General features: G+C 64.6%; 33 protein-coding genes. 14 read left to right on the top strand and 19 right to left on the bottom strand.

From position 1 onward, the window contains the following. Nucleotides 1–23: 23 nt before the first annotated feature. The 4 genes from grpE to ACFWPK_RS32190 all read left to right on the top strand — a co-directional run bounded on the left by grpE (nt 24) and on the right by ACFWPK_RS32190 (nt 4,046). Nucleotides 24–566, top strand: coding sequence for a nucleotide exchange factor GrpE (gene grpE / locus ACFWPK_RS32175; protein ID WP_378922286.1), 543 nt, complete (start codon nt 24–26; stop codon nt 564–566). Nucleotides 567–590: 24 nt separating this feature from the next. Further along, nucleotides 591–1,784, top strand: coding sequence for a molecular chaperone DnaJ (dnaJ, locus tag ACFWPK_RS32180; protein WP_378922224.1), 1,194 nt, complete (start codon nt 591–593; stop codon nt 1,782–1,784). A 128-nt stretch (nt 1,785–1,912) separates the two neighbouring features. After that, a complete protein-coding gene (locus tag ACFWPK_RS32185) occupies nt 1,913–2,260 on the top strand; it encodes a heat shock protein transcriptional repressor HspR (protein WP_378905048.1) in 348 nt (115 codons plus the stop codon). Between the two features lie 616 nt (nt 2,261–2,876). Beyond that, nucleotides 2,877–4,046, top strand: a complete 1,170-nt coding sequence (locus ACFWPK_RS32190; protein ID WP_378922226.1) for an FAD-binding oxidoreductase — start codon at nt 2,877–2,879, stop codon at nt 4,044–4,046. Between the two features lie 3 nt (nt 4,047–4,049). Here ACFWPK_RS32190 and ACFWPK_RS32195 read toward each other — a convergent pair whose 3' ends face one another. From ACFWPK_RS32195 to ACFWPK_RS32230, 8 genes are all read right to left on the bottom strand, one after another. Continuing rightward, nucleotides 4,050–4,454, bottom strand: a complete 405-nt coding sequence (locus ACFWPK_RS32195) for a type II toxin-antitoxin system VapC family toxin (protein ID WP_378922227.1) — start codon at nt 4,452–4,454, stop codon at nt 4,050–4,052. Further along, nucleotides 4,442–4,708 carry a type II toxin-antitoxin system Phd/YefM family antitoxin gene (locus ACFWPK_RS32200; RefSeq protein WP_378922229.1) on the bottom strand — a complete coding sequence of 89 codons (267 nt, stop codon included), beginning with the start codon at nt 4,706–4,708 and terminating at the stop codon, nt 4,442–4,444. Before ACFWPK_RS32200 ends, ACFWPK_RS32195 begins: the two co-directional genes overlap by 13 nt. Before the next feature lie 400 nt (nt 4,709–5,108). Then, a complete protein-coding gene (locus ACFWPK_RS32205; protein ID WP_378922231.1) occupies nt 5,109–5,393 on the bottom strand; it encodes a hypothetical protein in 285 nt (94 codons plus the stop codon). Further along, on the bottom strand, nt 5,390–6,784 hold the full coding sequence (locus ACFWPK_RS32210) for a hypothetical protein (protein ID WP_378922233.1): 1,395 nt from the start codon (nt 6,782–6,784) through the stop codon (nt 5,390–5,392). The genes ACFWPK_RS32205 and ACFWPK_RS32210 overlap by 4 nt, the downstream gene beginning before the upstream one ends. Beyond that, a complete protein-coding gene (locus tag ACFWPK_RS32215) occupies nt 6,781–7,083 on the bottom strand; it encodes a WXG100 family type VII secretion target (RefSeq protein ID WP_378922235.1) in 303 nt (100 codons plus the stop codon). Before ACFWPK_RS32215 ends, ACFWPK_RS32210 begins: the two co-directional genes overlap by 4 nt. 2 nt (nt 7,084–7,085) lie before the next feature. Further along, nucleotides 7,086–7,403: a WXG100 family type VII secretion target gene (locus tag ACFWPK_RS32220; protein WP_378922237.1), complete on the bottom strand. Its 318-nt coding sequence runs from the start codon at nt 7,401–7,403 to the stop codon at nt 7,086–7,088. A gap of 145 nt (nt 7,404–7,548) precedes the next feature. Then, nucleotides 7,549–8,307: an FAD-binding oxidoreductase gene (locus tag ACFWPK_RS32225; RefSeq protein WP_378922239.1), complete on the bottom strand. Its 759-nt coding sequence runs from the start codon at nt 8,305–8,307 to the stop codon at nt 7,549–7,551. Nucleotides 8,308–8,336: 29 nt separating this feature from the next. Continuing rightward, entirely contained in the window at nt 8,337–9,494 is a 1,158-nt protein-coding gene (locus ACFWPK_RS32230; protein WP_378922241.1) for an FAD-binding oxidoreductase, read from the bottom strand. A 253-nt stretch (nt 9,495–9,747) separates the two neighbouring features. Here ACFWPK_RS32230 and ACFWPK_RS32235 point away from each other — a divergent pair, with 253 nt between their 5' ends. Together ACFWPK_RS32235 and ACFWPK_RS32240 are read left to right on the top strand one after the other, a co-directional pair. Continuing rightward, nucleotides 9,748–10,527 (top strand): hypothetical protein, encoded by a 780-nt coding sequence (locus ACFWPK_RS32235; protein ID WP_378922243.1) that lies wholly within the window; start codon nt 9,748–9,750, stop codon nt 10,525–10,527. A 32-nt stretch (nt 10,528–10,559) separates the two neighbouring features. Beyond that, entirely contained in the window at nt 10,560–11,138 is a 579-nt protein-coding gene (locus tag ACFWPK_RS32240) for a DapH/DapD/GlmU-related protein (protein ID WP_378922245.1), read from the top strand. A 7-nt stretch (nt 11,139–11,145) separates the two neighbouring features. Here the strand turns inward: ACFWPK_RS32240 and ACFWPK_RS32245 are convergent, their stop codons facing one another. Further along, the gene (locus ACFWPK_RS32245; protein WP_378922247.1) at nt 11,146–11,580 is read right to left on the bottom strand and encodes a MarR family winged helix-turn-helix transcriptional regulator; all 435 of its coding nucleotides are present in this window, start codon (nt 11,578–11,580) and stop codon (nt 11,146–11,148) included. A 74-nt stretch (nt 11,581–11,654) separates the two neighbouring features. On the opposite strand from ACFWPK_RS32245, the gene ACFWPK_RS32250 reads away from it, so the two are divergent. Then, nucleotides 11,655–12,284 carry a maleylpyruvate isomerase family mycothiol-dependent enzyme gene (locus ACFWPK_RS32250; protein ID WP_378922249.1) on the top strand — a complete coding sequence of 210 codons (630 nt, stop codon included), beginning with the start codon at nt 11,655–11,657 and terminating at the stop codon, nt 12,282–12,284. 7 nt (nt 12,285–12,291) lie between these two features. Here the strand turns inward: ACFWPK_RS32250 and ACFWPK_RS32255 are convergent, their stop codons facing one another. Then, complete coding sequence (locus tag ACFWPK_RS32255; protein WP_378922251.1) at nt 12,292–12,657, bottom strand: hypothetical protein; 366 nt, start codon at nt 12,655–12,657, stop codon at nt 12,292–12,294. An 88-nt stretch (nt 12,658–12,745) separates the two neighbouring features. Between ACFWPK_RS32255 and ACFWPK_RS32260 the strand changes: the two genes are divergently transcribed. From ACFWPK_RS32260 to ACFWPK_RS32275, 4 genes are read left to right on the top strand one after another with little or no spacing between them, the layout of a single operon-like run. Then, nucleotides 12,746–13,270, top strand: coding sequence for a DUF3558 domain-containing protein (locus tag ACFWPK_RS32260; RefSeq protein ID WP_378922253.1), 525 nt, complete (start codon nt 12,746–12,748; stop codon nt 13,268–13,270). Between the two features lie 12 nt (nt 13,271–13,282). Next, a complete protein-coding gene (locus ACFWPK_RS32265; RefSeq protein WP_378922255.1) occupies nt 13,283–13,660 on the top strand; it encodes a hypothetical protein in 378 nt (125 codons plus the stop codon). A 1-nt stretch (nt 13,661) separates the two neighbouring features. Further along, entirely contained in the window at nt 13,662–14,957 is a 1,296-nt protein-coding gene (locus ACFWPK_RS32270; protein WP_378922257.1) for a hypothetical protein, read from the top strand. 33 nt (nt 14,958–14,990) lie between these two features. Beyond that, the gene (locus ACFWPK_RS32275; protein WP_378922259.1) at nt 14,991–15,749 is read left to right on the top strand and encodes an ESX secretion-associated protein EspG; all 759 of its coding nucleotides are present in this window, start codon (nt 14,991–14,993) and stop codon (nt 15,747–15,749) included. 15 nt (nt 15,750–15,764) lie between these two features. Here the strand turns inward: ACFWPK_RS32275 and ACFWPK_RS32280 are convergent, their stop codons facing one another. Both ACFWPK_RS32280 and ACFWPK_RS32285 read right to left on the bottom strand, forming a co-directional pair. After that, on the bottom strand, nt 15,765–16,151 hold the full coding sequence (locus tag ACFWPK_RS32280; RefSeq protein ID WP_378922260.1) for a type II toxin-antitoxin system VapC family toxin: 387 nt from the start codon (nt 16,149–16,151) through the stop codon (nt 15,765–15,767). A gap of 13 nt (nt 16,152–16,164) precedes the next feature. Further along, a complete protein-coding gene (locus tag ACFWPK_RS32285) occupies nt 16,165–16,419 on the bottom strand; it encodes a type II toxin-antitoxin system Phd/YefM family antitoxin (RefSeq protein ID WP_378922262.1) in 255 nt (84 codons plus the stop codon). Nucleotides 16,420–16,442: 23 nt separating this feature from the next. Here ACFWPK_RS32285 and ACFWPK_RS32290 point away from each other — a divergent pair, with 23 nt between their 5' ends. Further along, nucleotides 16,443–16,703, top strand: coding sequence for a hypothetical protein (locus ACFWPK_RS32290; RefSeq protein ID WP_378922264.1), 261 nt, complete (start codon nt 16,443–16,445; stop codon nt 16,701–16,703). Here the strand turns inward: ACFWPK_RS32290 and ACFWPK_RS32295 are convergent. From ACFWPK_RS32295 to ACFWPK_RS32305, 3 genes are read right to left on the bottom strand one after another with little or no spacing between them, the layout of a single operon-like run. Continuing rightward, on the bottom strand, nt 16,700–17,338 hold the full coding sequence (locus ACFWPK_RS32295; RefSeq protein WP_378922266.1) for a hypothetical protein: 639 nt from the start codon (nt 17,336–17,338) through the stop codon (nt 16,700–16,702). The two genes, ACFWPK_RS32290 and ACFWPK_RS32295, sit on opposite strands and share 4 nt — an antisense overlap. A gap of 27 nt (nt 17,339–17,365) precedes the next feature. Continuing rightward, entirely contained in the window at nt 17,366–17,770 is a 405-nt protein-coding gene (locus tag ACFWPK_RS32300) for a hypothetical protein (protein ID WP_378922268.1), read from the bottom strand. 9 nt (nt 17,771–17,779) lie between these two features. Beyond that, nucleotides 17,780–19,594, bottom strand: a complete 1,815-nt coding sequence (locus tag ACFWPK_RS32305) for a hypothetical protein (RefSeq protein ID WP_378922270.1) — start codon at nt 19,592–19,594, stop codon at nt 17,780–17,782. Nucleotides 19,595–19,922: 328 nt separating this feature from the next. On the opposite strand from ACFWPK_RS32305, the gene ACFWPK_RS32310 reads away from it, so the two are divergent. Then, on the top strand, nt 19,923–20,111 hold the full coding sequence (locus ACFWPK_RS32310) for a hypothetical protein (protein ID WP_378922272.1): 189 nt from the start codon (nt 19,923–19,925) through the stop codon (nt 20,109–20,111). Nucleotides 20,112–20,321: 210 nt separating this feature from the next. After that, nucleotides 20,322–20,474: a hypothetical protein gene (locus ACFWPK_RS32315; RefSeq protein WP_378922274.1), complete on the top strand. Its 153-nt coding sequence runs from the start codon at nt 20,322–20,324 to the stop codon at nt 20,472–20,474. A gap of 204 nt (nt 20,475–20,678) precedes the next feature. Here ACFWPK_RS32315 and ACFWPK_RS32320 read toward each other — a convergent pair whose 3' ends face one another. The 4 genes from ACFWPK_RS32320 to ACFWPK_RS32335 form a co-directional block, all read right to left on the bottom strand. Beyond that, nucleotides 20,679–22,715 (bottom strand): hypothetical protein, encoded by a 2,037-nt coding sequence (locus ACFWPK_RS32320; protein ID WP_378922276.1) that lies wholly within the window; start codon nt 22,713–22,715, stop codon nt 20,679–20,681. Nucleotides 22,716–22,718: 3 nt separating this feature from the next. Further along, the gene (locus ACFWPK_RS32325) at nt 22,719–23,036 is read right to left on the bottom strand and encodes a WXG100 family type VII secretion target (RefSeq protein WP_378922278.1); all 318 of its coding nucleotides are present in this window, start codon (nt 23,034–23,036) and stop codon (nt 22,719–22,721) included. A 123-nt stretch (nt 23,037–23,159) separates the two neighbouring features. Next, the gene (locus tag ACFWPK_RS32330) at nt 23,160–23,873 is read right to left on the bottom strand and encodes a DUF6882 domain-containing protein (protein ID WP_378922280.1); all 714 of its coding nucleotides are present in this window, start codon (nt 23,871–23,873) and stop codon (nt 23,160–23,162) included. Between the two features lie 712 nt (nt 23,874–24,585). Then, a complete protein-coding gene (locus ACFWPK_RS32335) occupies nt 24,586–25,575 on the bottom strand; it encodes an NADP-dependent oxidoreductase (RefSeq protein ID WP_378922282.1) in 990 nt (329 codons plus the stop codon). Between the last annotated feature and the right edge of the window lie 292 nt (nt 25,576–25,867).

The raw sequence follows: 25,867 nt of genomic DNA on the forward strand, positions 1-25,867 counted from the left end.
AGGCGAACTCCTCGGAGCAGGAGTTGGTCACCGACATCCTGGACGACACCGCGGACGAGAACGCGGAGGCCGCCCCGGCGGACTCCGCCCTCGACGCCGAAGTTGTCGAGCCGGAGAACGACGAGCTGGCCGAGCGCACGGCCGATCTGCAGCGGTTGACCGCGGAATACGCGAACTACCGCCGCCGGGTCGAGCGCGACCGCCAGGCCAACATCGATGCCGCCAAGGCCTCGGTGGTCACCGAATTGCTCGCGGTGCTCGACGATCTGGATCGGGCGAGGTCGCACGGCGACCTCGATTCCGGCCCGCTGAAGTCCGTCGCCGACAAGCTCGAGACCGCGCTCACCAAGCAGGGTCTCGTCGAATTCGGTTCCGCCGGTGACCCGTTCGACCCCACGCTGCACGAGGCAGTGCAGCACGAGGGTTCGGGCGCCGACCCGGTGATCGGTATCGTCATGCGCAAGGGCTATCGGTTCGGCGACCGGGTGCTTCGGCACGCGTTGGTCGGGGTAACCGATGCCGAGGCCGCGGGGGCATCGGATCCGGATGCCGTCGACAGTCAATAAGAACGCGAAAGGAGGAGATGCCCGGTGAGCCAACGGGAGTGGATCGAAAAGGACTTCTACAAGGAGCTGGGTGTCTCCTCCGGCGCCTCGCAGGACGAGATCAAGAAGGCCTACCGCAAGCTCGCCCGCGACCTGCACCCGGATTCCAACCCGGGTGACACCAAGGCCGAGGAGCGGTTCAAGACCGTCAGCGAAGCCAACGCGGTGCTGTCGGATCCGGCCAAGCGCAAGGAGTACGACGAGACGCGTCGCCTGTTCGCGGGCGGCGGCGGAGGCGGCCGGGCCTACGGCGGCGGCGGGTTCAACCCCGGTGCAGGCGGCGGCTTCTCGCAGGACTTCAACATCGGTGACATCTTCGGTCAGGCCGGTGGCACCGGTACCGCGGGCGACGGCGGGCTCGGCGATCTGCTGGGCGGGCTGTTCAACCGGGGTGGCGGCGGCCGGGCGGCGGCTCGTCCGCGCCGCGGTGCCGATGTGGAGACCGAGACCACCCTGGGTTTCCGCGAGGCCGCCCAGGGCGTCACCGTTCCACTGCGGATGACAAGTCCCTCGCCGTGCACCACCTGTCACGGCAGCGGTGCCAAGCCGGGCACCAGCCCGCGCGTGTGCCCGCACTGCAACGGTGCGGGCGTGGTCAGCCGTAATCAGGGCGCGTTCGGTTTCAGCGAGCCCTGCGACGACTGCCGCGGTACCGGGTCGATCATCGACGACCCGTGCACCGACTGCTCGGGCACCGGTATCCAGAACCGCACCCGCACCATCACCGTCCGGATCCCACCGGGCGTCAGCGATGGGCAGAAGATCCGGCTGGCCGGTCAGGGCGAGGCGGGTCTGCGCGGTGCGCCTTCGGGCGATCTGTATGTCACGGTGCACGTCAGCCAGGACAAGGTCTTCGGCCGTCAGGGCGACGACCTCACCCTGGTGCTCCCGGTGAGCTACAGCGAATTGGTCCTCGGGACTACGGTTTCCGTGCCCACGCTGGACGGCCGGGTCGGCGTGAAGGTGCCCGCGGGCACCGCCGACGGGCGTATCCTGCGGGTTCGCGGTCGTGGTGTGCCCAAGCGCGGTGCGGCAGGCGGCGCCGGTGACCTGCTGGTCACGGTGAAGGTCGCGGTACCGCAATCGCTCGACTCCGATGCCACCGATGCGCTCAAGCGCTATCAGGAGGCGGAGAAGACCAGTGGCTTCGAACCGCGTGCAGGATGGGCGGGTGCTTGATGTCCCCGCGCATCGAGCTCAGCGCCCGGAGGAGGTAGCGCAGCGTGACCACGGAGGGTGTAGGGAGAGGCGCAAATAGCCCGGATCCGAAGTCTGTTTCGGGTGCTACCTCGCGTGCCGAGTTCTTCATGATCTCGGTGGCGGCTCAGCTGGCGGGGATGCACGCGCAGACGTTGCGTACCTACGACCGGCTGGGTTTGGTCACCCCGCAACGGACCTCGGGTGGCGGACGCCGTTACTCGGCCCGCGATGTGGAGGTGCTGCGCGAGGTGCAGCGCCTGTCGCAGGACGAGGGCGTCAACCTCGCCGGCATCAAGCGCATCATCGAACTCACCAATCAGGTGGAGGCGTTGCAGCAGCGCGTCGAGGAGATGAGCGCGGAGCTGGAGCGGTTGCGGGCGGGCTACCGGCCCGATCTGTCGCCGCCGGCACGCAGTACCGCGCTCGTGGTGTGGCAGCCACGGCATCGGCGCTGAGCCGTTTTCGGTACGACGAGCCTCCGGTTCGAAATCCACTGCGGTGGACGCCGAGCCGGGGGTTCGCTCGTCTCCGGTCAACCCCCGGCGACCGGCCAGTGACTCTCCAGCAACTCACTTATTCGTGATCTTGCTGATCGGAAGTAGCGTGGCGGCGCGCTGAGGTGCGGATTTATCACCGTGGACGTCCAAAAGTTTGCTGTTGGGATGCTGAATTGGGGTCGGTCGGAACGTAATTCGCCGCCCCTGGCCAGCCACTCCGGTACGCCTACCCCGCGTGTCATGGCCCGGCGCGTCGCGTTGCGGCAGGCTGTCGTTGTAGCGGAAAGGTCGCTCTACCAGGCACGTTGGCGTCCAAATGCCTGGTATGCCGGGCGTTTTGGGTAATCATCGGCAGGTGTTCACCCGCAATTAACGGTCTTCAGGTATGTTTTCATGGGAAACTACTGGGAACCGCCTGGTATTTCAAGAATTACATGCGTGATGTTTAAGAGTACGATTCCTAAGCTGGCAAACCTCGCCTAGACTTCTCGCATCGGCTGCTGACGAGTGTCCTCCCAGCCCGTCACTCGCCGGCGCGGCTAGCGTTCGATGGCGAAACGAGGTTGTGACACATATGGATTCGCGGACTATCGCTTTGATCCGTACTACGTTCAAGGCGGTTGCTGCGGAAGACGGTGGACCCGAGAAGCTGTCGAGGTCGTTCTACTCGATCCTCTTCACGGACTACCCCGGTGTCCGCGACTACTTCCCGGCTGCCATGGACTCCCAGCGCGACCGCCTCGTCTCGGCGATCTCCTACGCGCTCGACCGGCTCGAGGAACCCGACAAGCTGCTGCCGTTCCTGGCCCAGCTCGGGCGCGACCATCGAAAGTACGGCGTGCAACCGGCCCACTATGTGGCCGTGGCCAACTCGCTGAAGTCGGCGATGCGGTTGTTCGCCGGTGCGGAGATGTGGACCGACGAGGTCGCCACCGCGTGGGACGAGGGCCTGGCCACCATCAGCGGCGCGATGATCAGCGCCGCCGACAAGGAGACCACACCGGCTACCTGGACGGGCACCGTCGTCGAACATCGCGAGGTGCTGCGCAATCTCTCCATCGTTCGGATCCAGCTCGACGAGCCGATGCAGTACGCCGCAGGCCAGTACCTCAGCGTGCAGATCCCCTCGCGCCCGCGCATGTGGCGCTATCTCTCGCCCGCGAACCCGGCCAATGCCAACGGCGAGATCGAGTTCCACGTTCGCGGAGTGCTCGGCGGCTGGGTGAGCCCCGCCATGGTCGCGCACACGGCCGTCGGCGATCAGTGGCGCCTCGGCTCGCCCCTCGGGGGCCTCGGCGTGCCACGCAACACCAAACGCAAGATGCTGATGGTCGGCTGCGGCACCGGCATCGCCCCCCTGCGCGCCCAGATCATGGCGATGGCCCAGCGCCGGGTGAACCCGAAGGTCCACCTGTTCGTCGGCGGCCACCACCCCTGCGACCTCTACGACCTCCAGGTCCTGAGTCACCTCGCCATCGCGAACAAATGGCTCACCGTCACCCCTGTCACCGAAAGTGACGAAAACCCCTGGTGGTACTACGATTCCGGCGAGCCCCATCCCGAACTACCCGGCCTCGAACCCCGCATGACCGGCCAAATCGGCAAGGTAGTGGCCAGCTACGGCCCCTGGGCAGACCGCGACGTCCAAATCGTCGGCTCCCCCTCGATGGTCCAAACCACCAAGTTCCGCTTGATGGCAGCAGGCACGCAAGCCCAGTCGATCAGACACGACCCCTTGTTCTGAGAGTCAGCCCACCAGGCGGGCTTCGACTCCTGGAAGCTCGCCGAACCTGGCGCGCCGGTCGGTGGTGATGACCGTCCGTCCGGTAGCCCGCGCGGTGGCCGCGATGATCAGGTCGTGCGCACCACGTGGTGTGCCTACGGCTCGGACGTAGGAGAGTAGCTCCGCGTGGTGTTCAGCGATCGCGTCGTCGTAAGGAATGCTCGGCACGATGGCGCGGAACTCCGCGAGGAACGCTCGCGCGCTCGCTTGTTTCGCCGGGTTGGTCTGGCCGGCGAGTCCTGTCAGGTACTCGGCGATCACGACCGACGCGACGGCAACGTTATCGCTGTCCTCGATGATGTCGGTCAGATCGACTGTGCCTCGGTCGCTGGCGATCAGCACTCCGGTATCGAGGATCAGCTTTGCCACGGGTCGCTGTCTTCGTCGGTGCTCGCGTACAGATCAATCGCATCGACCGCAGCCTCGAACTCGTCGTCCAACCCGATTCTGCCCGACCACTTACGGGCCAGCCCATTGAGCCCGGCACCGTTGGCGCGCGGCGCCGGGAGCAGTCGCGCCACGCACACGCCCTTGCGGGTGATGACGAACTCTTCACCCGCCTCGGCTTCATCGAGCACCCGCGCAAACGCCCGAGCAGCCTCGGTCGCGCTGATCTCCTTCATGTTGCCATAGTATCAGACTCAGATAATCTGATATTCCCGAGCGCGACATCACTGGGAGGCATGTGTATCGCTACGGGCTACCTGGAATGAGCTGTCTCTGCGCCTCGTCGCGGCTAAGGTGGTCTCGCCAGGCCGACCGCGGGTGGTGTGGGTGAACCGCCCGCCGTCCGGTTAGGGTCCGCCGTCGGCCTTCGATGTCGGGCAGCCCGGCAACGTACTCGGCGGTGGTCTCGCTGATCGGCAGGATGACGGTGTATATCACTCACGATTCGCAGGGTCTTGTGAAATTGGATCTTGATCGAAACAATCTCATGCCAGGGGTTCTGCGCACTTACGTTGCTGCCCGACAACTTCCGTCGTGTCGCCAGGCCGCCCCCGAGACTCCGCTACCCGGAAACGCTCAATGACTGCCGTGATCATTTGTGATATCTTCATCGCCAATCAAGATAATGTCTCCCTCCTTTACTTCCTTCGCGAGAGAACCGGAAATTGAGATGGACAGCTGGTCGGGGGTTGGTCTGTGGAATTCAACTCTTTTGACGATGCCATGGTGGGGCGCTTCGTTGGCCCTGCATAGCTGTGCCTCATCGCCGATGTTTACTTCTCCGTCAGGAATTCCTATCAAGAATGGATCCGGCCAGAAGCTAACTGGGAATACTCCGACAACTCGAAATCGTGTCGTCATTTTCCGTTCCTCTCTTTGTAAGTTTTCCACCCGGCCTCATCGGCGGCGTAGGCTTCGTCCTCTAATTGTTTGATTGTGGCGCTGCCTTCGATTCGACCGTCGCGGAATTGTTCGACATGTTCTCTCTCATGAATCAGGTTTCGAACCAGTGATTCCTCATCTGCAAATGCGCTTGGAGCGAGATTTATCGAGTTCTCATGAGTACTCGCACTCGCGAGCATCGAGTCATAGTAGCGAACATCGTCGGGGGCGTTCGCAACCAGCACTTCGACACCCTCCAAGTCGACTCCCGCCCTCCGGGCTATCTCCTGAATATATTCCGGTGTCATTGGTAGATGGTCGCCGCTGTCGAGGACCTGCCTATTCGTTCTCGACCCCTGTCTGGAGAACAGTCTCCCTCTAGGGTTACCGCTACCGAAAGGTGCCTTCAATCGATTGAATAGATCCTCAGCGGCCTTCCGGGCGGCTCTGGCCGAAGCCATCGCCTGGTCCGCAATGCCTTTGAGTTGTACGATCTTTCGAAGGCGCCAAGCGGTGACTGCGGTCCTTATTGTTTCCGACCATTTCCGAGCAGACTCGACGGCTTTTGCGCCCGCTAGCATGGTGCCAATCCCGGGGGCCAAGCACGATGCAATCACCGTGAATGTCAAATCAACGGCGGCATCTACTACGATGGCTTTGATAAATTCGAGTATCTCTTTACGAAGTTCTTCGATCGACTCTTTGTAATCGGTACAGGTCTTATTCAGCAACTTGCACAGTTCAAGCAGCTTGGCGATGGATTTCTCGACGGTCTTCAGGTCCGCGCGGACCTGTATGGCGTCTTTGGAGGTGACTCCATCGAAGAGGCTAGCTGCGATTGTAATCTTGTCTTTGGCATTGGTGTTCACGTAAATATTGCCAAGGCGGTCCCAGGCGTCGGCAGCTTTGGCGAGGGTGTCGGTGTTGCCGTCTGGCAGCGGGCAGTTGATCGCGTCAAGGACGTCAACTGCAGTTTGCGCGAGGCCTTCGGGAGTTCCGCCTGAAGCCGATGCTGGCAATAGATAGGGTCCGAGAGACGCGGTCGAAGCAGCGTCGCTCGGACGCTCCGGTTGGGTCGTGCCGTGGATCGCGGCGTCGGATTTGGCGTGTTCGAAGCCAACGTCGTTCAGTGCGGTGCCATAGGCGCGAAGGGTCTTATAGGTCTGAGTGTAGAGGGAGACGGCCTCTCGGGCTGATTGATCGTAGGAGCTTGCCCACGCCCGGCCATCCTCGTCTTTGCCCGCCATCATGCCGTAGCCGCCGAGCTCGCTGAAGACGGACGTAAAACTGTCGAACAGTGCGGCTGCGGAGTCGAAGCAGTTGGTCGCGGCCTGATAATAGACCTTCGGGTCGACCTCGAGGACCGTCATACGCCGAGTATTTTCAGCGTAGTGGCGGCAGCGTCCGTGTAGCTCTTGTGCGCGGTTTTGGCGGCCGCTTCCAGTGCGGCCAAGCCCTCTTGCATGTCAGTGACGCCGGCTCGCCACTCCGTGTGCGCCTCGTTGTATGCCGCGGCTACGGCTCCTGACCAGTTGTCATCAACTTCTTTGGCCTTCGCATCGAGCGCGGTCAGTACGTCGTCAACTGCGGCCATGTACCCACGCATGCGGGCGGTCAGCTGTTCGAGCTGGTCGAGGTCTACCGAGAAGGCTGGTGTGTCATCGCTCATCGTCAGGGCAGATCCAGCGAGCTAAGACCGGAGGCGTTCGACTGGTCGGTGGTTACAAAGGTATCGGCGGTGATGCCGAGCTTCTCGGCCAGCTCGAAGAGCGCGTCCCACACCTGGTCGGCGCCGGAGTGGAACTCATCCCACCCAGCAGTGAAGGTGGTGGCGTTGTTGCCGCGCCAGCTGTCGATCGTTATCTGGGCGTCGGTTGCCAACGACCGGTATCCGCTTTGGCACTCCGATGCAACTCGGTATGCCAACCGCCCTAACGCCTTGACCTCGTCGGGTACCACCGACAAGGTAAACGGATCTTGCGCAGCCATCAGCTCCCCCTCGAACGACCTCCCCCGGTGCCAAGCAAGCGCAGGTTCCTTCGTAATCTACCGGAGGGTAACCGCGACTTGCGGTGGCTGCAAGCGAGCGAGTACCGCGTCGGCATCGTGGTGGAGGTTGTGCGGGGGAGCGGTCTCAGGCGCCTTCGGAAATGATGTTCGCCGGGGGAGTGCCTGATTCGATCAGGCGGTCGACGGTGGTGCGAACCATCGCGGGGGAGCCACACACCAGGACTTGGTGTTTGGTGAACGGTCCGTGCGCGGCGGCCACGTCGGCGAGGGTGCCGTAGAGCATTTCCTCGGGAGCGAAGCCCACGTCGGAGCGGGTCTGCTCATGCCATTCATCGCGCACCGGGGGATCATCCGGGCTTTCGACTACCGGAATGACGGAAAGCCAAGGCAATTCGCCCGCCAGCAGGAACAGCATGTCGTTGGCGTAGAGATCGCGAGGCGAGCGTCCGCCGAAGAACAGATAGGTGCGCGGCGGAGTGTCGCGGCGGGCCAGGTCCAGGATCTGGGCGCGCATCGGCGCCAGGCCGGTACCGCCGGCGATCATCACCACCTCGACAGCATCGGGATCAACCGCGAAAACCCCATGGGGAGCGTTGATTCGCCACTGATCGCCGGGCTTGGTGTCGGTGACGATAGAACTCGAACACCACCCACCGGGCACCGTCCGCACATGGAACTCGAGCTTGCCGTCCAGCGAGGGCGGCAGCGCGGGGGAGAACCGCCGCCGCACCCCGGGATGCTGCGGCACCTCCACCTCCACCGAACCCCCGGCCTCGAACGGCACGAAATCGCCGATCAGCCGGATCACGGCGAGGTCGTGGCGCAAGCGGTGGTGGCCGACGACGGTAGCCGTCCATGCGGGGTCGGGAAAAGCGTTGCTCATCAGCCTCTTTCGCGAAGTCGCGGGCGGGTTCAGACAGGGTCGGCAGCGATGATCTCACTCGGTGTACCGGCCCGCTGGAGCGCGTAACGGGTGTTGGCGATCATCGTCGGCGATCCCGCGATCTGGATCTGACGGTCCGACCACGCGCCGAAGCTGGTCACCACCGCTCCTAGATTACCGACCAGCCGACGCGGCATGCCCATCGGCGTCTCACCCGAATCCTGGGGGTACCACCAGGGATTGGTGTGTTCTTCGCACACCGGCACCACGGTCAGCCACGGATTGGACTGCGAGAGCTGCCACATGTTGTCCACGTCGTAGAGGTCGCCGGGATAACGCCCGCCGATGAAGAAGTGCACGCGCGGATTGATCCCACGCTGACTCATCTCGATCAGCTGCGCCCGCAACGGCGCGATCCCCGTGCCGGAGCCGATCATCAGCACATCGCGCCCCGACTCCCGGTCCACGTGCAACCCACCGAGCGGCCCGGCGATCTTCCACCGATCCCCGACCTTGGTGTCGTTGACGATCGCCGGACTCACCCAGCCACCACTGATCCGCCGCACATGGAATTCGATCTCGCCATACGGGTTCGCGGGGATGGCGGGCGAGAAGTATCGCCACATATTCGGCCGCTGGGGCACCGCGACCGGCACATACTGGCCGGCCTTGAACGGAATGGGCCCGTCGGCCTGCAACCGCACGATCGCCAGATCGTCGAGCACCCGCCGATGACCCACCACGGTGGCGTCCCAGTACGGCTGCGACTTGTCCTCGTTCGCGCCGATGGCCATCGACGCCGAGACCAGCAGCGTGATGTCGCGCCAGCCCTCGTCGAGCTCCCTGGTCCAGCGGTTGCCGTGGAAGGTGCGCAGCGCCGCGAGCAGCGCGCGTCCGGCCAGGTCGTAATGGTCGGCTTCGACCCCGTACTTGCGATGGTCGCGGGCAAGTTGCTCGAGGAAGCGTTGCGCGCGTTCGAAGTCCTCGAGATGGTCGAGGACGAACTGCACCGCCGTCGTGATCCGCTTGGCCTGCATGTCCATGGCAGGCGGAAACAGCTCACGCAATCTCGGGTCCTGCGCGAACAGGTGACCGTAAAAAGCGCTGATCAGCCGCTCGGACCCGCCAGGTGTCTCCGACACCCCGCGGAAATCGGCGCGGACCAGCGCAAGCGAACGCGCATCCACGTCGTCAAGCTCCATTTCTCTGCAATTGCCGCAATGTGGCTCACCCGTGGGTGGCACCCTTCTCAGTATCCCCCGAAACTGCCTTCTTGGTGCAGGGATGCTCGTCACGCCTTGCCCAGCCGCACGGATCGTAAACCGCCCGCCTCCGATCAGCACGATCTCCCCGCCATCGATACGCGTCGGTGATCTTGTTCGGAGGGTCGCCGCTCCGCCGACTACGCTGCGATCGCGAACGTGACAACGAGGGGGCGCGATGACCAGCCAGGATCCGTGGGGCCGTGACAAGGGCCAGGCGCACTGGGCACCGCCGGGTAACCAGTATGGTCCGACCCCGCCTCCCCCTGGCTATCCGCCCCAGTACGCGGGTCCACAAGGTCCCTATCCCGGACAACAGTGGCAAAGCTATCCGCCCAGGTCATCGCACAACGGTCTGCTGATCGGCGCGGCGATCGCCGCGATCGTCGTGGCCGTGGTCGCGGTGGGAGCCGTCGTGCTGGTCCGCTCGACATCGCCGGAGACGCCGACCGCGTTGCCGCCGCTACTTCCAGCCACCACGTCGGCGGCGGCGAGCGCTACTCCCGAGCCGTGGCACGGTCAATATTCGGTGGACCGGGTGGCGAGCGCGTGCGACCTGATGGATACAGGGGCGATGGCGCCGTGGGGTGGGGAGCTCAAAGTAGTCCAAAGCCCGTTTCCCACGATGCCGATGTTCGGCATCACCGTGTGGCTCGCCGACAAGAGCACAACCAGCGCCGCGAAGTTCGTGACTCGCCGAGATCGCGGTATCGGTGTGGTGGCCCGCGGTGGAACCAGCACCCCGGTGACCGGGATCGGCACCGAAGCTGTCTCGGTCGATTCGCCGATGAAGGGTTCGCCGTCCCTGCTGATCCACGAACTCACGTTTGTCGACAGCAACATGTGTGTGGAGATCAGGATGACGCTCGACCTCCCCAGTCCTGACGCGCTTGGCGATGTCGACGCTGCCGCACAAGCCGCCGCTCGCCGCGTGATCGACATGCTGCGCACCGGCTGAGCAGCGTCGTTCGGGTGGGTGAGAATCGTCCGATGGCGAGCGACAATTTCATGTTGATTCACGATCCCGAACTTCTGGCCAGGGGTGAGCGGGTTCTCGGGGCCGATTTCAAGGCGATGCACGAGCGGGTTCTGCAGGTGAGCGCGTTGACCTCCCGACTCAACCTGCTGCCCTTCGACGACGAGGCCGGGAAGGCCGCGCTGCTCGAGGAGATCCTCGGCCGTCCGCTCCCGTCGGGGCTCACCATCTACCCGCCCATCTACACCGACCACGGCCTGAACCTGGACCTCGCCGAACGGGTGTTCATCAATCAGGGCTGCACGTTCCTCGACTACGCCGGAATCCGGTTGGGCAAGGGCGTGATGGTCGGCCCGAAGGCCACCTTCATCACCATGGGACACCCCGTGGACCCGGAAGAACGACGCCGATTCCTCACCGGCGCCCCGATCGACGTCGCGGAGGGCGTGTGGATCGGCGCGGGCGCGATGATCCTGCCCGGCGTCAGCATCGGCCGCGACGCGGTGATCGCCGCGGGCGCGGTCGTAGCCGACGACGTCCCGGCCAACAGCTTGGTAACCGGCTCCAAGGCGACCGTGCACCGAAGTTGGTAGCCGCACCTCACACGTACGGGTCGGTGATTTCGCGGAGGGTGGTGAGCGTCTTCCGCAGTTCTGTAGAGGCTCGTTTTCCCAGGTGGGCGATCCATTCGGACTGAACCTCGGCGGCGGTGCGGTTGGCGAGGTCGGCGGCGGTGCGGCCGGTGGGGGTGAGGCGAAGGAGGCGGGCGCGGCCGTCGGTGGGGTCGGGGACGCGTTCGAGGTAGTCGGCGCGCACCAGCTGGTCGGCGAGGGTGCTCGCGGTCTGTTTGGTCACTTGGGCCTGGGCGGCGAGGTCGGTGAGGCGGGTGCCGTCGGGGCCGATCCGGGCGACCAGGCGGGCCTTGGCGGGGGTGAGTTCGGCGTGACCGCCCGCGGTGAGCGCGGCGAATACCCGCCGCTCCATCTCCCGGTACGGAACGAAAAGGAGCACGCCCAGGTTGAGCTCGTCGCTCATGCTCTCCTCCTTGTTTCGGTCAGTGTATCTGACTATATTGGTCAGATAAACTGACTATTATTCGGAGGTCGATCATGGATCGCGAGCAGCAGTGGCAGGTCATCGAACAGCAGCGCCGCGCCGTCGCCGACCTACTCGCCGACCTCACCCCGGCCGAATGGGATTCGCCGTCGCTGTGCGCGGGCTGGCGGGTGCGCGATGTCGCCGCGCATCTGGCGATGGCACCGCAGCCGCCCGGTCCAGCCACGATGGTTTGGCTGGGAATCCGGGCGGGCGGTTGCTTCCATCGAATGAATCACGATGTCGCGGTGCGTTATTCGGACCGTCCCGATCTGGCAGGGGAGATCCGCGCGCACGCGGCGTCGCGCCGATTGCCCGCTGTGACCAGCTACCGCAACATCTTCTTCGACGTGATCGTCCACGCCCAGGACATCGCCCGCCCGCTCGGCCGCACCATCGACGTGGCACCGCGTGCGGCCGCCGTTGCCGCACAACGGGTCTGGACGATGGGCTGGCCCTTCTGGGCAAAGCGTCACCTGCGCGGCCTGCACCTGACCGCCGACGACATCGAATGGTCAACGGGCGCGGGCACTCCGGTTCACGGCCCGATCCTCGACCTGCTGCTGGCAATGACCGGCAGATCGGTCGCCGTGGCGAACCTGCGCGGACCGGGCGTGGAAGCGCTGTCGCACAGCCTCCGCTGAGCCCGGGTCAGCCGACAACCTTCTGCACCGCCGCCTGGCGCGCTCCCTCATCGACCTCCCCGATCTCGAACCCCTTGCCGACGATGTGCTGGACCAGCGCGGCCTCGGGCGGCAGTCCGTACTTGCGCAGGTAATAGGGGACGGCGCCCGGCCAGACGAATGCGCCGTCGGTGTGGAAGTTCAACGGCACGTCGCGCTGGCTGGGGTCGAACTCGTCGGTGTCGTGGCTGCGGGCGCTCAGAATCACCGGCGCGTGCTCGAGGTAGGACAGCACCCGATCCTGGATATCGGAGTCCACCGCCGACCGGTTCACCACCGGTTTGCCCTCGGGATCACGCCCGTCGAACGGCGCCGAAAGTCGAAGTTCGCTCATGCTCACACAACCTACGCGGCCCCGGCTCGTGACGGCTGTCCGTGCTAATGTGCCTGGTCAAGGCAGTACTCGGCCGGAAGGGGTGGGGATGAAACGCGCAGGTACGGCGATGGTGGTTGCCGGTTTGGCGGTTGTCGGGCTGGTCGGGTGTGACTCGGGGGAGTCGACGTCGAAGGGGGCGACGACTACAGCTAAGCCGGTTCTGTGGAATCCGTGTACGGAGATTTCTGATGCTGTGTTGACGGAGGCGGGGGTGGATCCGGCGACGGAGGAGAAGGGTGTCGCGGGGGTTCCGCAGTCGGGGTGGGAGATCTGTGGATGGATGGCACCCAAGTACGGGCTGACGGTCTACACGTCTGCAAACTCCCTCACGGAGTTCGAGGCCAAGCCAGGCAACATCGACTTTGCTGACGTCACCGTGGCCGGTCGCCCCGGTCGGAAGTTCAAGGTCGCGGGTGACTCCCGGAACCTCATCTGCGACGTGGTCTTCGCGACTCAGGGCGGAGTGGTGCAACTCGAGGTCATGAATCGCGCGAGCCTCGACGGCCTCGAGGAACCGTGCGTTTACCTGAACAGCGCGGCAAACGCGCTCGTCCCGACCTTCCCCCAGTAGCGGGGAGGGTAAATGGCTGACACGACGGCTTACAGCACACTTCTGTCGCAGGCTCGTGCAGGCGACGTCTATCTGAACGACGAGGCGGCGGCCTACCACATGTTCAAGGCATGTGATCAGCGACTGGCTGATCTCGACAAGATACTGATCACGTCTCAAAGAGCCCAGAATGTAAGCGGTTTCGGTGATTTCGACATTGCCAAGCAGCTCGAGGCGAAGTTCCGTACTCAGGCTGGCAACGATCCCAACTCGATCTACGAGGTCATCCTTAAGGACATCGAGGCAGTGAAACAGTTGCGCGAAGTCTTCTCCATCTCCTTCAAACGCATCGCGGGCAAAGACATAGAGAACGCCAATGCCCTCGACTACGTCACCGGGCAGGTGAGCTGACATGACCGGCATGCAGAGCATCGGCGGCATCGACCTTTTCGGCAACCTCCGCGACTTCGTCATGTCCCCGTTCTCCGGCGACGACGACGAACTCGACAGCTCCGATATCGCAGACATCCAGAACAAGTACAACACTCAGCGAGACAGCAACCGAAAGAAGGCAGGCGACCTCGGTTTCGACGGTGAGTACCGCCCCATCACCGTGGCGAGGAACGATGGGTTCCCGGGAACTGTCGCGGAACTGCGTACCAAGGTCGACAAGATCGATCTCGACGCCGTCAACGGTCTGATCGGCGCGTGGAACGAAATCTCCACTCGCAACAGCACTTCCCTCGACGATTTCCGCAAGCAAATCGCTCGCGGCATGTCCCCGGATGTCTGGGCAGGTTCCGCAGCGAACGCAGCCGCGCAAACCGTCGCGGCATACGACACCACGGGCAAGAAAGTCACGACCGCGGCCGCGCTCACCGCCACCAAGCTGGACGAACTCCGCACCGGCCTCGAACCGACGAAACGGCTCGTCCCACATGCACCCGAGCACCGCAGCGGTCTCGACAACGTCGGCGCCCTGCTCACCGGCCGCGGATGGCGCAATGACGATGTCGCGAACGAGAACGCACGCGTCGAGGCTGTCCGCATCCTCCAAACCGTCTACGCCCCAGTGATTTACGAGTCCGACAACAAGGTCCCGGTGATCCCCATCCCGAAGACCATCGAAAACAACGGTGGCGAGCCCGAAACAAAAGGCACCACAACACAATCCACCAACCAGGGTTCGACAACCCAGCCCACCACCCAGCCCGCGACGAATCCGGCCACCACACCGGCGTCGACCACTCCCACCACCGACCCGGACGACACCGACGACTCGACAGACGATTCGACCACCCCCGAATCGACCACTCCCCAGTCGACGGATCCGGGTGCGACGACCCCCGCCTCGACCACCCCGAGCTCAACCATCCCCGGTTCCGGATCACCAAGTGGCGCAGGCTCTCCCGGCGGTGGCTCCCCGGGTGCGGGCACGCCGGGCGCGGGCACTCCCGGCGGCGCGGTTCCCGGAAGTCCGACGGCTGCCGGCACCGTCGCGGGCCGCGGCACCGGCGCGGGTTCCGGCACTGCGGGCCGCTCCGGCATGCCCGGCATGATGAGCCCCGGTGCGGGCAAGGGCGGCGGCAACGACGACGAATCGACCAAGGGCATCCCCGACTACCTCATCACTCAGGAAAACGGTGACGAACTCACCGGACTGGACACCCTGCCCAAGATGGTCCCGCCTGTCATCGGCGCCGACTAGTCGCCAATCCTGATGGAACAGAGTAGATCTCCCGTGCGTACCTGGCATTTAACCGCTTTAGATTTCCGCACCCTATGGGAAGCCGCGGGCCGCGACGTCCTCCCGTACCCCCTGCATCACCGCCATACCGACGTCGAAACACAGGCCGAGGTCCTGCGCCTGCGCAGCAAGGCCGCCGAGAACCTGATGGCCGAATTCGACAGCGATCTCGACCGCGCCATGGCCGCTCTGCTCGCCCCGCACGCCCGCGTCGAAGTGGCGGGGGCGGCCAAGGGTGTCAAAACCATCCGAGCCCACGGCGGCACCCGCGACACCTACGCCTCCCTCGCCGTCCAAGCCCCCGGCGACGAGACCAACCCCGGCGACATCACCCTGCACCTCTGCGCCCCCGACGCCCTGGCCGCCGCCGTCCTCTCCACCCTCCCGAAGGTCGCCCCCGGCAAAGGCCGCGAAATCCGTGTCACCGCAGCAGAACTCGCCGCCCCCCGCCCCCACGTCCGCGACCGCTGGAACCCCACCCCCCGCGAACAACTCGAATCCTTCCTGGCCAAACCCACCACCACCCTCACCCACATCGGCGTCTACGCCCACGCCAGCGTCGACAACCGCCACATCGAAGGCCGCGACGACTTCCAGCTCCACGACATCCCCGGCGACGGCCGCTACGTGTTCTACGGCGAAACCACCTTCATAGCCAAACCCACCACCCCACCCCGAATCCAAGCCACCCTCGCCACCATCCTCACCACCACAGCCACCAAGGCCCGCACCGGCACCTACCTCCCCCGCTGATCGTCGACTTCGGCTTCACACCGGCAATAGGGTGAGCACGGGCTCAAGCCCCTTGAAATCATCGGGATTGCGCGTGTAGAGCGGCAGGTCGTTGACCGATGCGATTGCCGCGATCATCAAGTCGCATTTGCGGGGCTTCGGGTTTCGGCCCTCGGCGACGACCAGCTTGGCCATCGTCGTGAATCGCCGAGCCGCTGACGAGCAAAAGTTCAGTGCGTCGAAGCTGTGCTCGATCTCCAGTAGCCGTTCGGTCCGCAAGGCCAGTATCTGTGGTGATTGGGCGAGCGCGATGCCGATGCCCAGTTCAGCCAATGTGACGGTGCTTATCCGGGAGTGCACCGGAAGTCTGTCGTCGTCGATTTTCGCTAGATCGATGAGAACGCACGTGTCGAGTAGCCCCACCGGGTGTCGCCGTTCAGTCATCGAGGCGATCCTCGCCGAACGCCGCATCGATCTCAGCCCGCTCCGCCGCGGCGTCCCCGGCTCCGGCGAAGCGCGCGAGCCGCGCCTTGAGGTCCGCTGTTGTCACGTTCCGCTGCGCGCGGATGGGACGCAGTTCTCCGACCGGATGCCCGTTGCGGGTGATGATGAAATTGTCGCCGGCCTCGAGCGCATCCATCACGCCCGCACTGCCGTTGCGCAGGTCAGCCTGTGTGATCGTCTTGGTCATACCCAAGGATAGCGTTCGATGCTATGCATGGCTATGCCGAAAAGGTGGTCGGATGTTCCGATTCCCCCGCCGACACCTTGGCCGACTGGAACATGGAGGCTAAGAGCCCCGACGAGTTCGTGCTGGACCAGATCGCGCTCGATGGCCGGCTCATGTGGGCGTGCGTTCAGCAGATCGCCGATTCGCGGCGCGATCCACCTGAGTCCGTTGAGGACGTTCTCGACGCGCTGGAAAGCGCGGGCTTGGTGGCGTCGGTGTCTGCGTTGCGAACCGGTCGGCCCTAGGCAACCAACCCGAGTAGCGGGATTGGGCGACCATCGCGGCGGGCCTGCCCGAGTTCCCGCACCGCCATCAAGATGGTGCAGTTCCAATTGTCGACGTGTGCCATCAGTCCGTGTCCGTCCTCCACGATCAGCGCCTCCGAGGACACGACCGCTAGGACATCACGAAGGAACTCCGTGACCGATCCCCACACCGCTTCTCGATCGGAGTCCACGTCCAAATCACAGAACACAACCTGCCCGACATGGCCCGCAGCGCCAGGATGAGAGTCGACTGCGATCGCCCAGTCGGCTGATGCGTGTAGTGGGCACCATCCGCGGTCCCACCAGACCATGCGAACCGCGCCGTCAGTCGAGCCGTCCAACTCCTCGTAAGGTACTCCGGGACCGCTGGATTCGGCCTCATCCGCCCGGGCAGCGCACCACCGTCCGGCCGACTGCGCGCCTTCCAGACACATCCCCAGGATGTCGCGACCACCGAGTACCGACCACAACTCGGCGACCTCCGCCGGTGCAGGTACACCCGTTTGGTCTTCGTAGCGGCTGGTGTCTTCGGATCCGCGCCGCAGCACCGGCTCGAAACCCCTCTCCACCATCACATCCCAGATGTGGTGGGCCAAGGTTGCTACTTCACCCATCGATAGCCTCTGAATCGTCCCTTCGGATCACAGTTCCTGTGGTCGAAGGATTTCCACCCGTTCGTCCGATGTGAGTCCACTGAAGACCTCGGCAGCCCACTTGATCGCTTCGTCGATGTCATAGGAATACTCGATCCGGAATTTCCCTGATCGCGCGACCGTGCATTTCATCCCCGCCCATTCCTGGCCCTGTGCCAAGAACAGCTTGTCTGAATTTATGCACACTCGGTCGCTGATGTCATGATGGTCGAAAAGGTCCACATCCATTCCCTCGTCGCCCCGGTAGGCGATGACGCCCCAGGTGCCGACTCCTGATGAAGTCTGGACATTCGTCGATACCGCGTACACCCAATCCGGATACACGAGTGCGGCGGCCTCTCCGGTTGCCTGAACCAGCCCTGTTATGAGCTCGGCCTCGTCGATGTCGGTCATGAAACCCTCCTAGTGATCGTTTCTATATCGGTTGAAATCGGCGAATTGGATTCCATGTTGATTGCGTGCGAATGTATTCCCGCCATGGTTACTGAAATAGACAGGAACCCGTGTGAACTCGTTGCCTTTGGCGTCGATCATCTTCACCCCGCCGAGGACTCTGTCCGGTGTGACTGCACCAGGTGGATCTGTCCGAATACTAATACGCGTCTCTCGGCCGGGAAACGACCTGGGCCAGTCAGCGACAGCGTTCTCCAGCACACGGAACTGTTGTTGATTGAACCGGCTCTCTTGTGCGAAGAGGTTGACGAGCCCCCGGTCCAGAGTGGTTCGGTAGCTGGACGCATGCCCGCCATCGTACGTCCGCCCTGCACCCGTCGGATCTACGCCCTCATGGCCTGTGTTCGTCGCTGCCGTGCCTTCAGCACTGTCGCCCTTGCGCTTGACCTTGTCGCCGGTGGAGAAGTCGTGGCGGATCACACCGTCGGTCGAGACATGGCGACCGTTGAGAGACTCGGTGAGGACCACGTTGTCGCCGACCTGGGATCGCGAGAACGATCGGACATTGCCGGCGGCGTCGGGCGGAAAGATGACGTGCTGTTCATGGCGTAGCGCCGTGAACGTGCCGCCGCCACGCTGGTCGTATTTGACCGCACGTGGGGGGTAGTCGCGAACAACTGTTTGGTTCGGGGCATCTCCGTAGAAGGTGTCTGTGAAATGCGAGCCGCTCAGCGTCTTCCCGTGCACGACTCGGGTCGGGTCGCCTGGTGGTATCGGCAGCGGATAGTCGTCAGGGCTCAACGTGCCACGTATGTTCGCGTGCGCGGGATTGTGCGGGTCGTACAAAGGTCCGTCGACCACTCGCCGAGGTGGTGTGATTCGGTCGCGGACCGCATCGCGGCGGTCGCCGAATGGTGTCTCCGGGACTCTCGGAGGTGTGGTGGTCGGGGTATTCGGGTCGGGGCCTGTGGGATTGGTGTTCGGTGTCGGCTGTGAGCGGTCGACCGCGCTGTCCGCGTCGATGGTGTTCGTCGGCGTGGTTCCGGGCGGGTTGGCGTCGGTACCGTGGGGTGTGGTGGTGCCATTGGGGTGGTGTGATTGCCACTGGCCGTCGGGAGGTATCCGGGGGCTGCGGGAGCCGTCGGGGTTGGATACCGCGCTGGAGCTGAACACATTTCCGTTGGCGTCGGTCCATGCGCGCTGGGTCGGCGCGAGTACTTCCACACCCAAGTTCTGGGCCAGTCGATCGGCGAAGCCGTTGGCGGAGGCATCGCACCCGAGGAGGCGGATGGGGGTTACGCCGTCCCAGCCGGAGCGGCGGAGGAGGTCGCCGTATTGCTCTGGGGTGAGGGTTTGGCCGCCGATTACGGCGTGGCCGTCAGGGGTGATGTGGGTGTCGGCGGTGAAGCGGTTGGGGTCGGCGGGGACTCGGTGGGGGAGGTCGCCCATTGTGGGGTCGCCGCGGTGGTGGGAGACGCCGGCTGGGGTTTGTTCGGCGTGGCTGTTGTGGATTGCGTCGAGGTCGACAGTGGTGTCGAGGTCGGTGTTTGTGTCGGGGGTGGTGGTTACGGTGTTGTCGGGCTGGGTGGTGGGGGTTGCGTGTTGGTCTGCCCAGGACGGGATTGTCGCGCGGGAGAGGTCGGCTCGGGAGATGTCGGAGCCGAGGCGGTGCATGTCGTCGGGGGTGAGGGTGGGGTTGTCGCGTGGGGGTAGGCCGAGGTTGGTGCGGACTGTGTTGGCGAGGTCGGTCAGGGTGGGGGTGGTGTCCGCGTTGATCGTGAGGTCGGCTGTTGATGGGTTGGTGGTGGGGACGGTGTCGACCATGAGCCAGTCGCCGAGGGGGAATTGATGGCCTTGGTTGAAGGCGAGGTCGGTGGCTGTTTGGGCATTGTCGGCGACGGTGTCGATGGTGGTGGGAGGGGTTGTGGGAGAGCCGGTTACGGCGACAGTTAGGCGGACGACTCGGACCGGCTGGGCGAACGTGTGGGGGTAGTCGGCGGCTTGGTAGGGCCGGCCTGTGGGTGGGTTGATTTGGAGGGCTTGGTTATTGGCGGGCTGGATGGGGCGGAGGGATTCGCGGGCTTGTCGGGCTTGGTTGGCCGCTTCGAGGTTTTGGGGGGTGAGGAGTGGGTCTGTCGCTGGGGTGGTGTTGGTGGGAGACGTCGGGTTCGTGGGTTGGGGTGTGTCGGCGGGAGTTGTTGTGGTCGAGGGAACCTCGCTGTGGGTTCCGTTCGCTTTGGGGGTCGGCGAGTTGGGGGCCGTGTTCGGTGCGGCTGGGGTGCGGCTGGTCGGCGGGGTGCTCGGGGTTGTCGGTCGAGCAGTGGACGGCGGCGTCGTGTGAGTCGTCGGGTTGGTGCCTGTGGACGAGTGGGGAGTGTTCGGTGTTGCCGGATTCGCAGCGGATGGCGGGGCGCTTGGCGTAGGTGTGCGGGCTGTGGATAACCCGGGATTGTTCGGGGTTGTCGGCTGGGTGGCGGACGGTTGGGCGGTGGGGGCTGTCGGCCTGGTGGTTGTGGATGGTTGGGGAGTGTTCGATGTCGGCGATTGATGCGTGGCCGGGGTGATCGGTGCGCTGATGGGTGGGGTCGACGGTGTCGAGTTGGGAGGTGTTGTGGGTGTTGCGGTGGTCGGTGTTGTGGTGGGTGCGGTGCTGGGTGCTGTGGCGGTGGTCGCCGCGCTGGTTGTCGATGTATCAGCCTGTTGAGGTTGACGGGTAGTGTCGCTGGGGGACTGGATGGTCGGGGACGGCGCAGTTGGTGTGGATGTGCTCGGGGTGGTGGGTTGTGGCGTCGTCCCGACCGTGGACGGGGTGGAGGTAGTCGGGTTGCTGCTGGTCGGCGTCTGTTCGCTGGTGGTCGGTGCCTGGGTGGGGGCCGGGCTCGATGGATTTGGTTGGGCTGCGGGCGAATCAGTAGGTGTCGCAGGTGGTGTCGCGGGCGCATCGACCGGGGGGAGGTCGAGCGAGGACGAGAGGGGTGCCGACAGACTGGGGTTGGTTGGTGGGGTTGGAGGTGTCGCCCGGAGTGGTTGGGTTTGTGCTGTTGGGCGATCCGGTTGGGTTCGGATTCGTGGTGCCGGTGTTGCCCGGCGATGAGGGCGTGCCGTTGTCGGCGGGTACCGAGGGGTTGGTCGACGCTGGGCTGGGGTTGCTCGGTGAAGCCGGTGAGCCAGTGCTGGAAGGGTTTCCGCTGTCGGCGGGTGTCGAGGGGTTGGTCTCCGACGGGCTGGGGTTGCTCGGCGAGTCCGGTGCACCTGTGCTGGACGGGTTTCCATTGTCGGCAGGCGATGTCGGGCCGGGGGAGGTCTCTCCGGGGGAGCTGGGGTTAGGCGTGCTGTCGCCTGGCGAGGTAGGGGAACTGTCGCCGGGCGAGTTGGCACTCGGCGAGTTGTCGCCTGGTGAACTGTTGCCTGGTGAGCTGGGGCTTGGCGAGTTGTCGCCAGGTGAACTCGGGCCCGGTGAACTGTCGCTGGGCGAGTTGGGGCTGGGCGTGCTGTCGCCGGGTGAGTTGGGGCTGGGTGAGTTGTCGCTGGGCGAGTTGGGGCTGGGCGTGCTGTCGCTGGGCGAGTTGGGGCTGGGCGTGCTGTCGCCGGGTGAGCTGGGACTAGGCGAGTTGTCGCCGGGTGAGTTGGGGCTGGGTGAGTTGGGGCTGGGTGAACTGTCGCCCGGCGAGCTCGGGCTGGGCGAACCATCCCCGGATGGGGTGTCCGTTCCGGTAGGTGCCGCATCGCCGGGAGTATCGGCCGGACTGCTGTTCGATGGCGAGCTATCGCCAGGAGAGGAAGGTGAACCCGCTCCGGAAGGCTGGGTTGCGTTGTCCCCATCAGGTGTTGATGGCGTGCCCTCAGATGCCGGAGCTTTGGAACCAGGAGTACCCGTCGATGCGGGCGAAGTCGATCCCGGCGCACCACCGTTCGTCTGAGCCGGAGACGAACCCGGATCTTCCGTACCGGCCGGGCTGGTAGGCGAACCTGTATCGCCCAACTCGGGAACCGTTGGCGCGGGCGAGTCCCCGTTGCCCTGCGAGGTGGACTGCAACCCGCTCTGCAACCCACCCGCACCAGCGCTGGTGAACGTATCAACGCCGATATCGAGTTTGAAATCCTGACCCATCAGCAACGATGCGGCACCCGCCGACGCGACTTGCGCGGACAGATCCGCACCGAGTTCGGTCGCCGCGCCTGCCGCTGACTTGGCAGCCAACTTGCCGAGGCCGGAGGTGACGTTGTCGCCGACACCGCCCAGCTTGTCCCCGAGACCACCACCGACGGCACCACCGACAGCGCCACCGAAGGTCGCCAAACCCAGGTCGGCCCAACCGAAGTCATCCATCGAGCGATCGCCCTTGGCGACCTGGATGGTCCGGGCGAGCGCGTCGATCCCGCCCTCTTCCAGCGCTTCGAACGCCGCCCCACGGATCGCGGCCCGCGCGGCCGCTTTGGCGATACCGCGCGCGATCATCCTGGTGAGGAGCTGTTTCATCGCGATCTTCACCGCGACCTGCGCCGCGACACGCGCAGCCACGCCCGCCGCGGCACCGACTCCGGTCCACGCGGTCGCCAGCGCGATACCGATCTCGACCGCCGCCACGATCATCGTGCCGATGATCACCAGCTTGGTGTGCTCGATATCGTTGGCACCGTCTTCGAGCAGCTCGGCCTGCTTCTCACACCACTTACGGATCGCGGTGAACGCCGCCTCGTCACCGGCCAGAAGCTTGTCGCGATAGGCCGCGATCGCGTCGTGCGTCTCGCCCTCCGACAATGCCGACAACGCCGAATTCAGCGCCTGCGCCGCATCCTCGTCAACCGTGTTGAGCGTGTTCGCCGTAGTTGTCCACGCATCGGCGAGCCGCCGCATCGCGGTCTCATCGCCTTCGGGCCAATCACCCGCTCCGAGAATGTATTTAGCGACCCACTGCAAAGACTCCGGGATCTCGATACCCACGAACTATGACCCCGTCGACTGCTTCAACTGAGCCGCACGGGCGGTGTCCTGCTCGACCAACTTGTCCGCGACAGTCACCATGTTCGTACCGAGCTGCGTCATCGACTTCGCGAGATTGCCGACCGAGGTCTTGCCCTGCTCCACACCCGGTGTGTAGTTGCCCGCGAACGCCTGCCCGATCTCGTCCCCACCCCAGCACTCACCCTCGGCCGCCAACGCAGCGGTCAACGTGGTCAACGCCGCGGACAGAGTCGAAGCGACCGAGTCGAACGAGGACTGCGTAGTTCGCAGCGCGTCGGGATCGGCCTTGATCGAACTCATCGCAAACCCCAACTTCGCCCAACAGTGCTGTCGAGATATTGGACGCACGAGGCCGAGCCGCGGATCCCTATTGTGCGCTATGTCTCATTAGCCATGCTAAGGCTATTGCTCTGTGAGACAGGGTTATCCGCTGCTCATCTGCAAGTCCATGCTCTTCATCCTGGCCAATTCGTCGAAGGCGATCTCCCCGGTGAGGCCCGGCCCGGTGACCGTTGCCAGGGAGTGGTCGCCGGACCACTGGATGCCGAGTCCTCGATGATTGGCGTAGGCGTGGAGTGCGCGGCGTCGGTCGGTGAGCGGAAACTCGGTGAGCCCCTCCTGAATAACCCGGGCGATGCGCGGCGCGAAGGGCGCGGGCAGCACCAGCGACGGATGCTCGATCAGAAACGCGGCCCTGGTCCCGCCGCCGACCGGCCCGCTGTAAGCAGTCCACACCCCGGAGATCGCCTTGGCTGCGTCCATGAACACATTCACCACGCCCTCGGCCCGATCGGGCGAACCGGGAAGTACGGCGAACGGCACTTCCGCGTCAGCGAGTTCACTGATCCCATAACGGTTTCCGATGTCGCGCACGGACTGCGCGAGCCCGGTGACCGAATCCGGATAGCTGGCCGGGTTACCCCACGCCCACAACCACGACTGTGGTCCCGGAGCCGCCGACCCGAGCAGATGCATCCGCTCGCATTCGATCGGCTGGTCCCCGGTCAAAGTGAACCGGCCGACCGCCAAGTCGACACTCCACCCACGATCACCGGCGATATCGGCGAGATGCAGTTGATGCTCGAAGGAATACAGTGCGGCATCGTCGAGCAGGTTCGCCAAGGTCACATCAGACATGACGGCGAGCGTACCGAGCGCGATTCGGATCGCGGGAACGATCTTTCCGCCCGCGCAGCCCTGGCGAAACTCGATGTGAACTAGTCGCAAGGTTCTCGCGGAAGTTACTGGCCAGAGCGGAAACTCGCTAGTTGCTAGTGTGCGCGGGAGTGTGTAGCGTCACACGAACAAGAACGGCCGCCCGGCGAGCGCCAACTCACCGAACGGCCTAGGTACGAAACAGGTACACACTGTTCGCACCGTGGGATCAAATCCTACATGCAACGGTTCGGCGTCTCTTGATGCCGGGCTTTCGTCGTTCCAGGGGTCTATCCACACCCTGACGGCGGGCTACCTGTGTCGTGTCCTGGGCTCCGGCCGCTCCTGTCGGTCGTTATCGGAGAGCCCGACCGAGGGGCAGACAACCCTGACACCCAGCCTCCTGCGAGCACCTTCGTCGTACGCCTCGCACGTACGCACCTGGTCGGTTCGGGAGTGCACACCTTCGCCCAGGTCCAACGCTGCCACACGCCGATACAGGCGTGGGGCCAATTGTGTTGGCCGAGGACGCAAATCGGGGTTCGGTGCGGGGAAGCGGGCAGGGATGGTTACGACACCGGCACCCTTGGGTGCTCCTTATCGCCGACAGCACCGCACGTTCGGGTGAGGAGCGAGCCTTGGTGGAATCGCAGACCGAGGTTCGGGGCCGGTGAATGCTGTAGGCGGGCGGGAATCAGATGGTGAGAACGGTTTTCCCACGTGCGCTGCCCTGGCCGAGCACAGCAGGAGCGGCTTCCAGTGGCACGGTCATCTGCACCGGAACAACAACGTCACCGGCGGCGACCCGGGACAGCAGTCGGCTCAATTCCGTTGAGCGCCCCTTGGACTCGAAGTTGCCGCCGGTGATGTCGTGTTCGCGCAGCGCCGCTTCGTCGGCCGCCCAGGTCGTCGAGTAGGCATGGCCACCTCGGCGGACCAGGGTGGCGTGGGTGGCGAAATCTCCCGGTGAACTGATCAAGTCGAAGAGCACATCGATGCCGTCGGGGTGGGTGAAGCGGACGGCGTCGGCGATGCTCGAGTCCTGGCGGGTGGCCGGGTCCGGATCGACGAAATTCGGGTCGGCGGGGCGGAACTGGGTGTAGTCGACGGTTTCGGCGGCACCGAGGCGGGCGACCTGGTCGGTGGCATCGGTGCGGGCGGTGGCGATCACATGCGCGCCCGCGATGTTCGCCAGCTGGACGAGGAACGAACCCACACCGCCGGTCGCGCCGACGATCAGGACCGTCTGGCCGGGCTGGATATGCGCGGCGTCGACCAGATCCTGGGCAGTCACGCCGGCGACCGGCAGCGCCGCGGCGGCCACCGTGGTGACCCCGTCGGGGATCGGGACGAGGGTCGCGTCCTCGGGGACGGTGGCGTACTGCGCCCAACTACCGTGTCCCGCCGGCGCGGTCAGGAACTTGCCGACCACCTTGTCGCCGATCTTGAATTTGGTGACACCGGTACCGACCGCCGAGACTGTGCCCGCGCCGTCGACGCCGAGGATCATCGGGAAGTCGGTGGGCATCTTGCCCTCCAGGATGCCGTCGGCCATTTTCAGATCGAACGGGTTGACCCCGGCCGCGTCGAGCGCCACTTGAACCTCGCCGGGACCCACGCCCGGCACCGGCACATCGGCGAGCTCGGGTGTGGCACCGAACTTCTGAACCACGATCGCGCGCATGGGGGTGAACTCCTCCGCATCGGGGGTGAGCCGGGCACCGCAATCCTAGGCGGATAGCCGTTCGACATGCGGTGATTGATCGTCTTCGGTGGTGTCGCGGCGTACCGTGAAGCGCGGCTTCGAAGTCCGCTGAAAATTTTTAGAGTTGAGCGGAACAGACTCAACTTTGTGAGCGTTGAACAAGTCGATACCGGACACACACAAGACCTCCGATGGTTTTAGGAGTCAAGCCGCAGCGCGTGTCGGAGGCGTGTCGGGGAAGGGCCCGAATGCTTTTGTCGGATCGAAGGAC

The sequence above is a fragment of the Nocardia sp. NPDC058519 genome (assembly GCF_042719755.1).
Lineage (GTDB): Bacteria > Actinomycetota > Actinomycetes > Mycobacteriales > Mycobacteriaceae > Nocardia.

Coding starts and splice junctions, on each gene's coding strand:
- ACFWPK_RS32185 (WP_378905048.1), top strand. CDS start 1,913: ATGATCTCGGTGGCGGCTCAGCTGGCGGGGATGCACGCGCAGACGTTG.
- ACFWPK_RS32255 (WP_378922251.1), bottom strand. CDS start 12,657: ATGAGCGAACTTCGACTTTCGGCGCCGTTCGACGGGCGTGATCCCGAG.
- ACFWPK_RS32240 (WP_378922245.1), top strand. CDS start 10,560: ATGGCGAGCGACAATTTCATGTTGATTCACGATCCCGAACTTCTGGCC.
- ACFWPK_RS32250 (WP_378922249.1), top strand. CDS start 11,655: ATGGATCGCGAGCAGCAGTGGCAGGTCATCGAACAGCAGCGCCGCGCC.
- ACFWPK_RS32215 (WP_378922235.1), bottom strand. CDS start 7,083: ATGAGCGATGACACACCAGCCTTCTCGGTAGACCTCGACCAGCTCGAA.
- ACFWPK_RS32200 (WP_378922229.1), bottom strand. CDS start 4,708: ATGAAGGAGATCAGCGCGACCGAGGCTGCTCGGGCGTTTGCGCGGGTG.
- ACFWPK_RS32220 (WP_378922237.1), bottom strand. CDS start 7,403: ATGGCTGCGCAAGATCCGTTTACCTTGTCGGTGGTACCCGACGAGGTC.
- ACFWPK_RS32210 (WP_378922233.1), bottom strand. CDS start 6,784: ATGACGGTCCTCGAGGTCGACCCGAAGGTCTATTATCAGGCCGCGACC.
- ACFWPK_RS32305 (WP_378922270.1), bottom strand. CDS start 19,594: ATGGTCGACACCGTCCCCACCACCAACCCATCAACAGCCGACCTCACG.
- ACFWPK_RS32260 (WP_378922253.1), top strand. CDS start 12,746: ATGAAACGCGCAGGTACGGCGATGGTGGTTGCCGGTTTGGCGGTTGTC.
- ACFWPK_RS32190 (WP_378922226.1), top strand. CDS start 2,877: ATGGATTCGCGGACTATCGCTTTGATCCGTACTACGTTCAAGGCGGTT.
- ACFWPK_RS32225 (WP_378922239.1), bottom strand. CDS start 8,307: ATGAGCAACGCTTTTCCCGACCCCGCATGGACGGCTACCGTCGTCGGC.
- ACFWPK_RS32245 (WP_378922247.1), bottom strand. CDS start 11,580: ATGAGCGACGAGCTCAACCTGGGCGTGCTCCTTTTCGTTCCGTACCGG.
- ACFWPK_RS32330 (WP_378922280.1), bottom strand. CDS start 23,873: ATGTCTGATGTGACCTTGGCGAACCTGCTCGACGATGCCGCACTGTAT.
- ACFWPK_RS32300 (WP_378922268.1), bottom strand. CDS start 17,770: ATGACCGACATCGACGAGGCCGAGCTCATAACAGGGCTGGTTCAGGCA.
- ACFWPK_RS32270 (WP_378922257.1), top strand. CDS start 13,662: ATGACCGGCATGCAGAGCATCGGCGGCATCGACCTTTTCGGCAACCTC.
- ACFWPK_RS32205 (WP_378922231.1), bottom strand. CDS start 5,393: ATGACGACACGATTTCGAGTTGTCGGAGTATTCCCAGTTAGCTTCTGG.
- ACFWPK_RS32325 (WP_378922278.1), bottom strand. CDS start 23,036: ATGAGTTCGATCAAGGCCGATCCCGACGCGCTGCGAACTACGCAGTCC.
- ACFWPK_RS32235 (WP_378922243.1), top strand. CDS start 9,748: ATGACCAGCCAGGATCCGTGGGGCCGTGACAAGGGCCAGGCGCACTGG.
- ACFWPK_RS32295 (WP_378922266.1), bottom strand. CDS start 17,338: ATGGGTGAAGTAGCAACCTTGGCCCACCACATCTGGGATGTGATGGTG.
- ACFWPK_RS32290 (WP_378922264.1), top strand. CDS start 16,443: ATGCATGGCTATGCCGAAAAGGTGGTCGGATGTTCCGATTCCCCCGCC.
- ACFWPK_RS32335 (WP_378922282.1), bottom strand. CDS start 25,575: ATGCGCGCGATCGTGGTTCAGAAGTTCGGTGCCACACCCGAGCTCGCC.
- ACFWPK_RS32265 (WP_378922255.1), top strand. CDS start 13,283: ATGGCTGACACGACGGCTTACAGCACACTTCTGTCGCAGGCTCGTGCA.
- ACFWPK_RS32285 (WP_378922262.1), bottom strand. CDS start 16,419: ATGACCAAGACGATCACACAGGCTGACCTGCGCAACGGCAGTGCGGGC.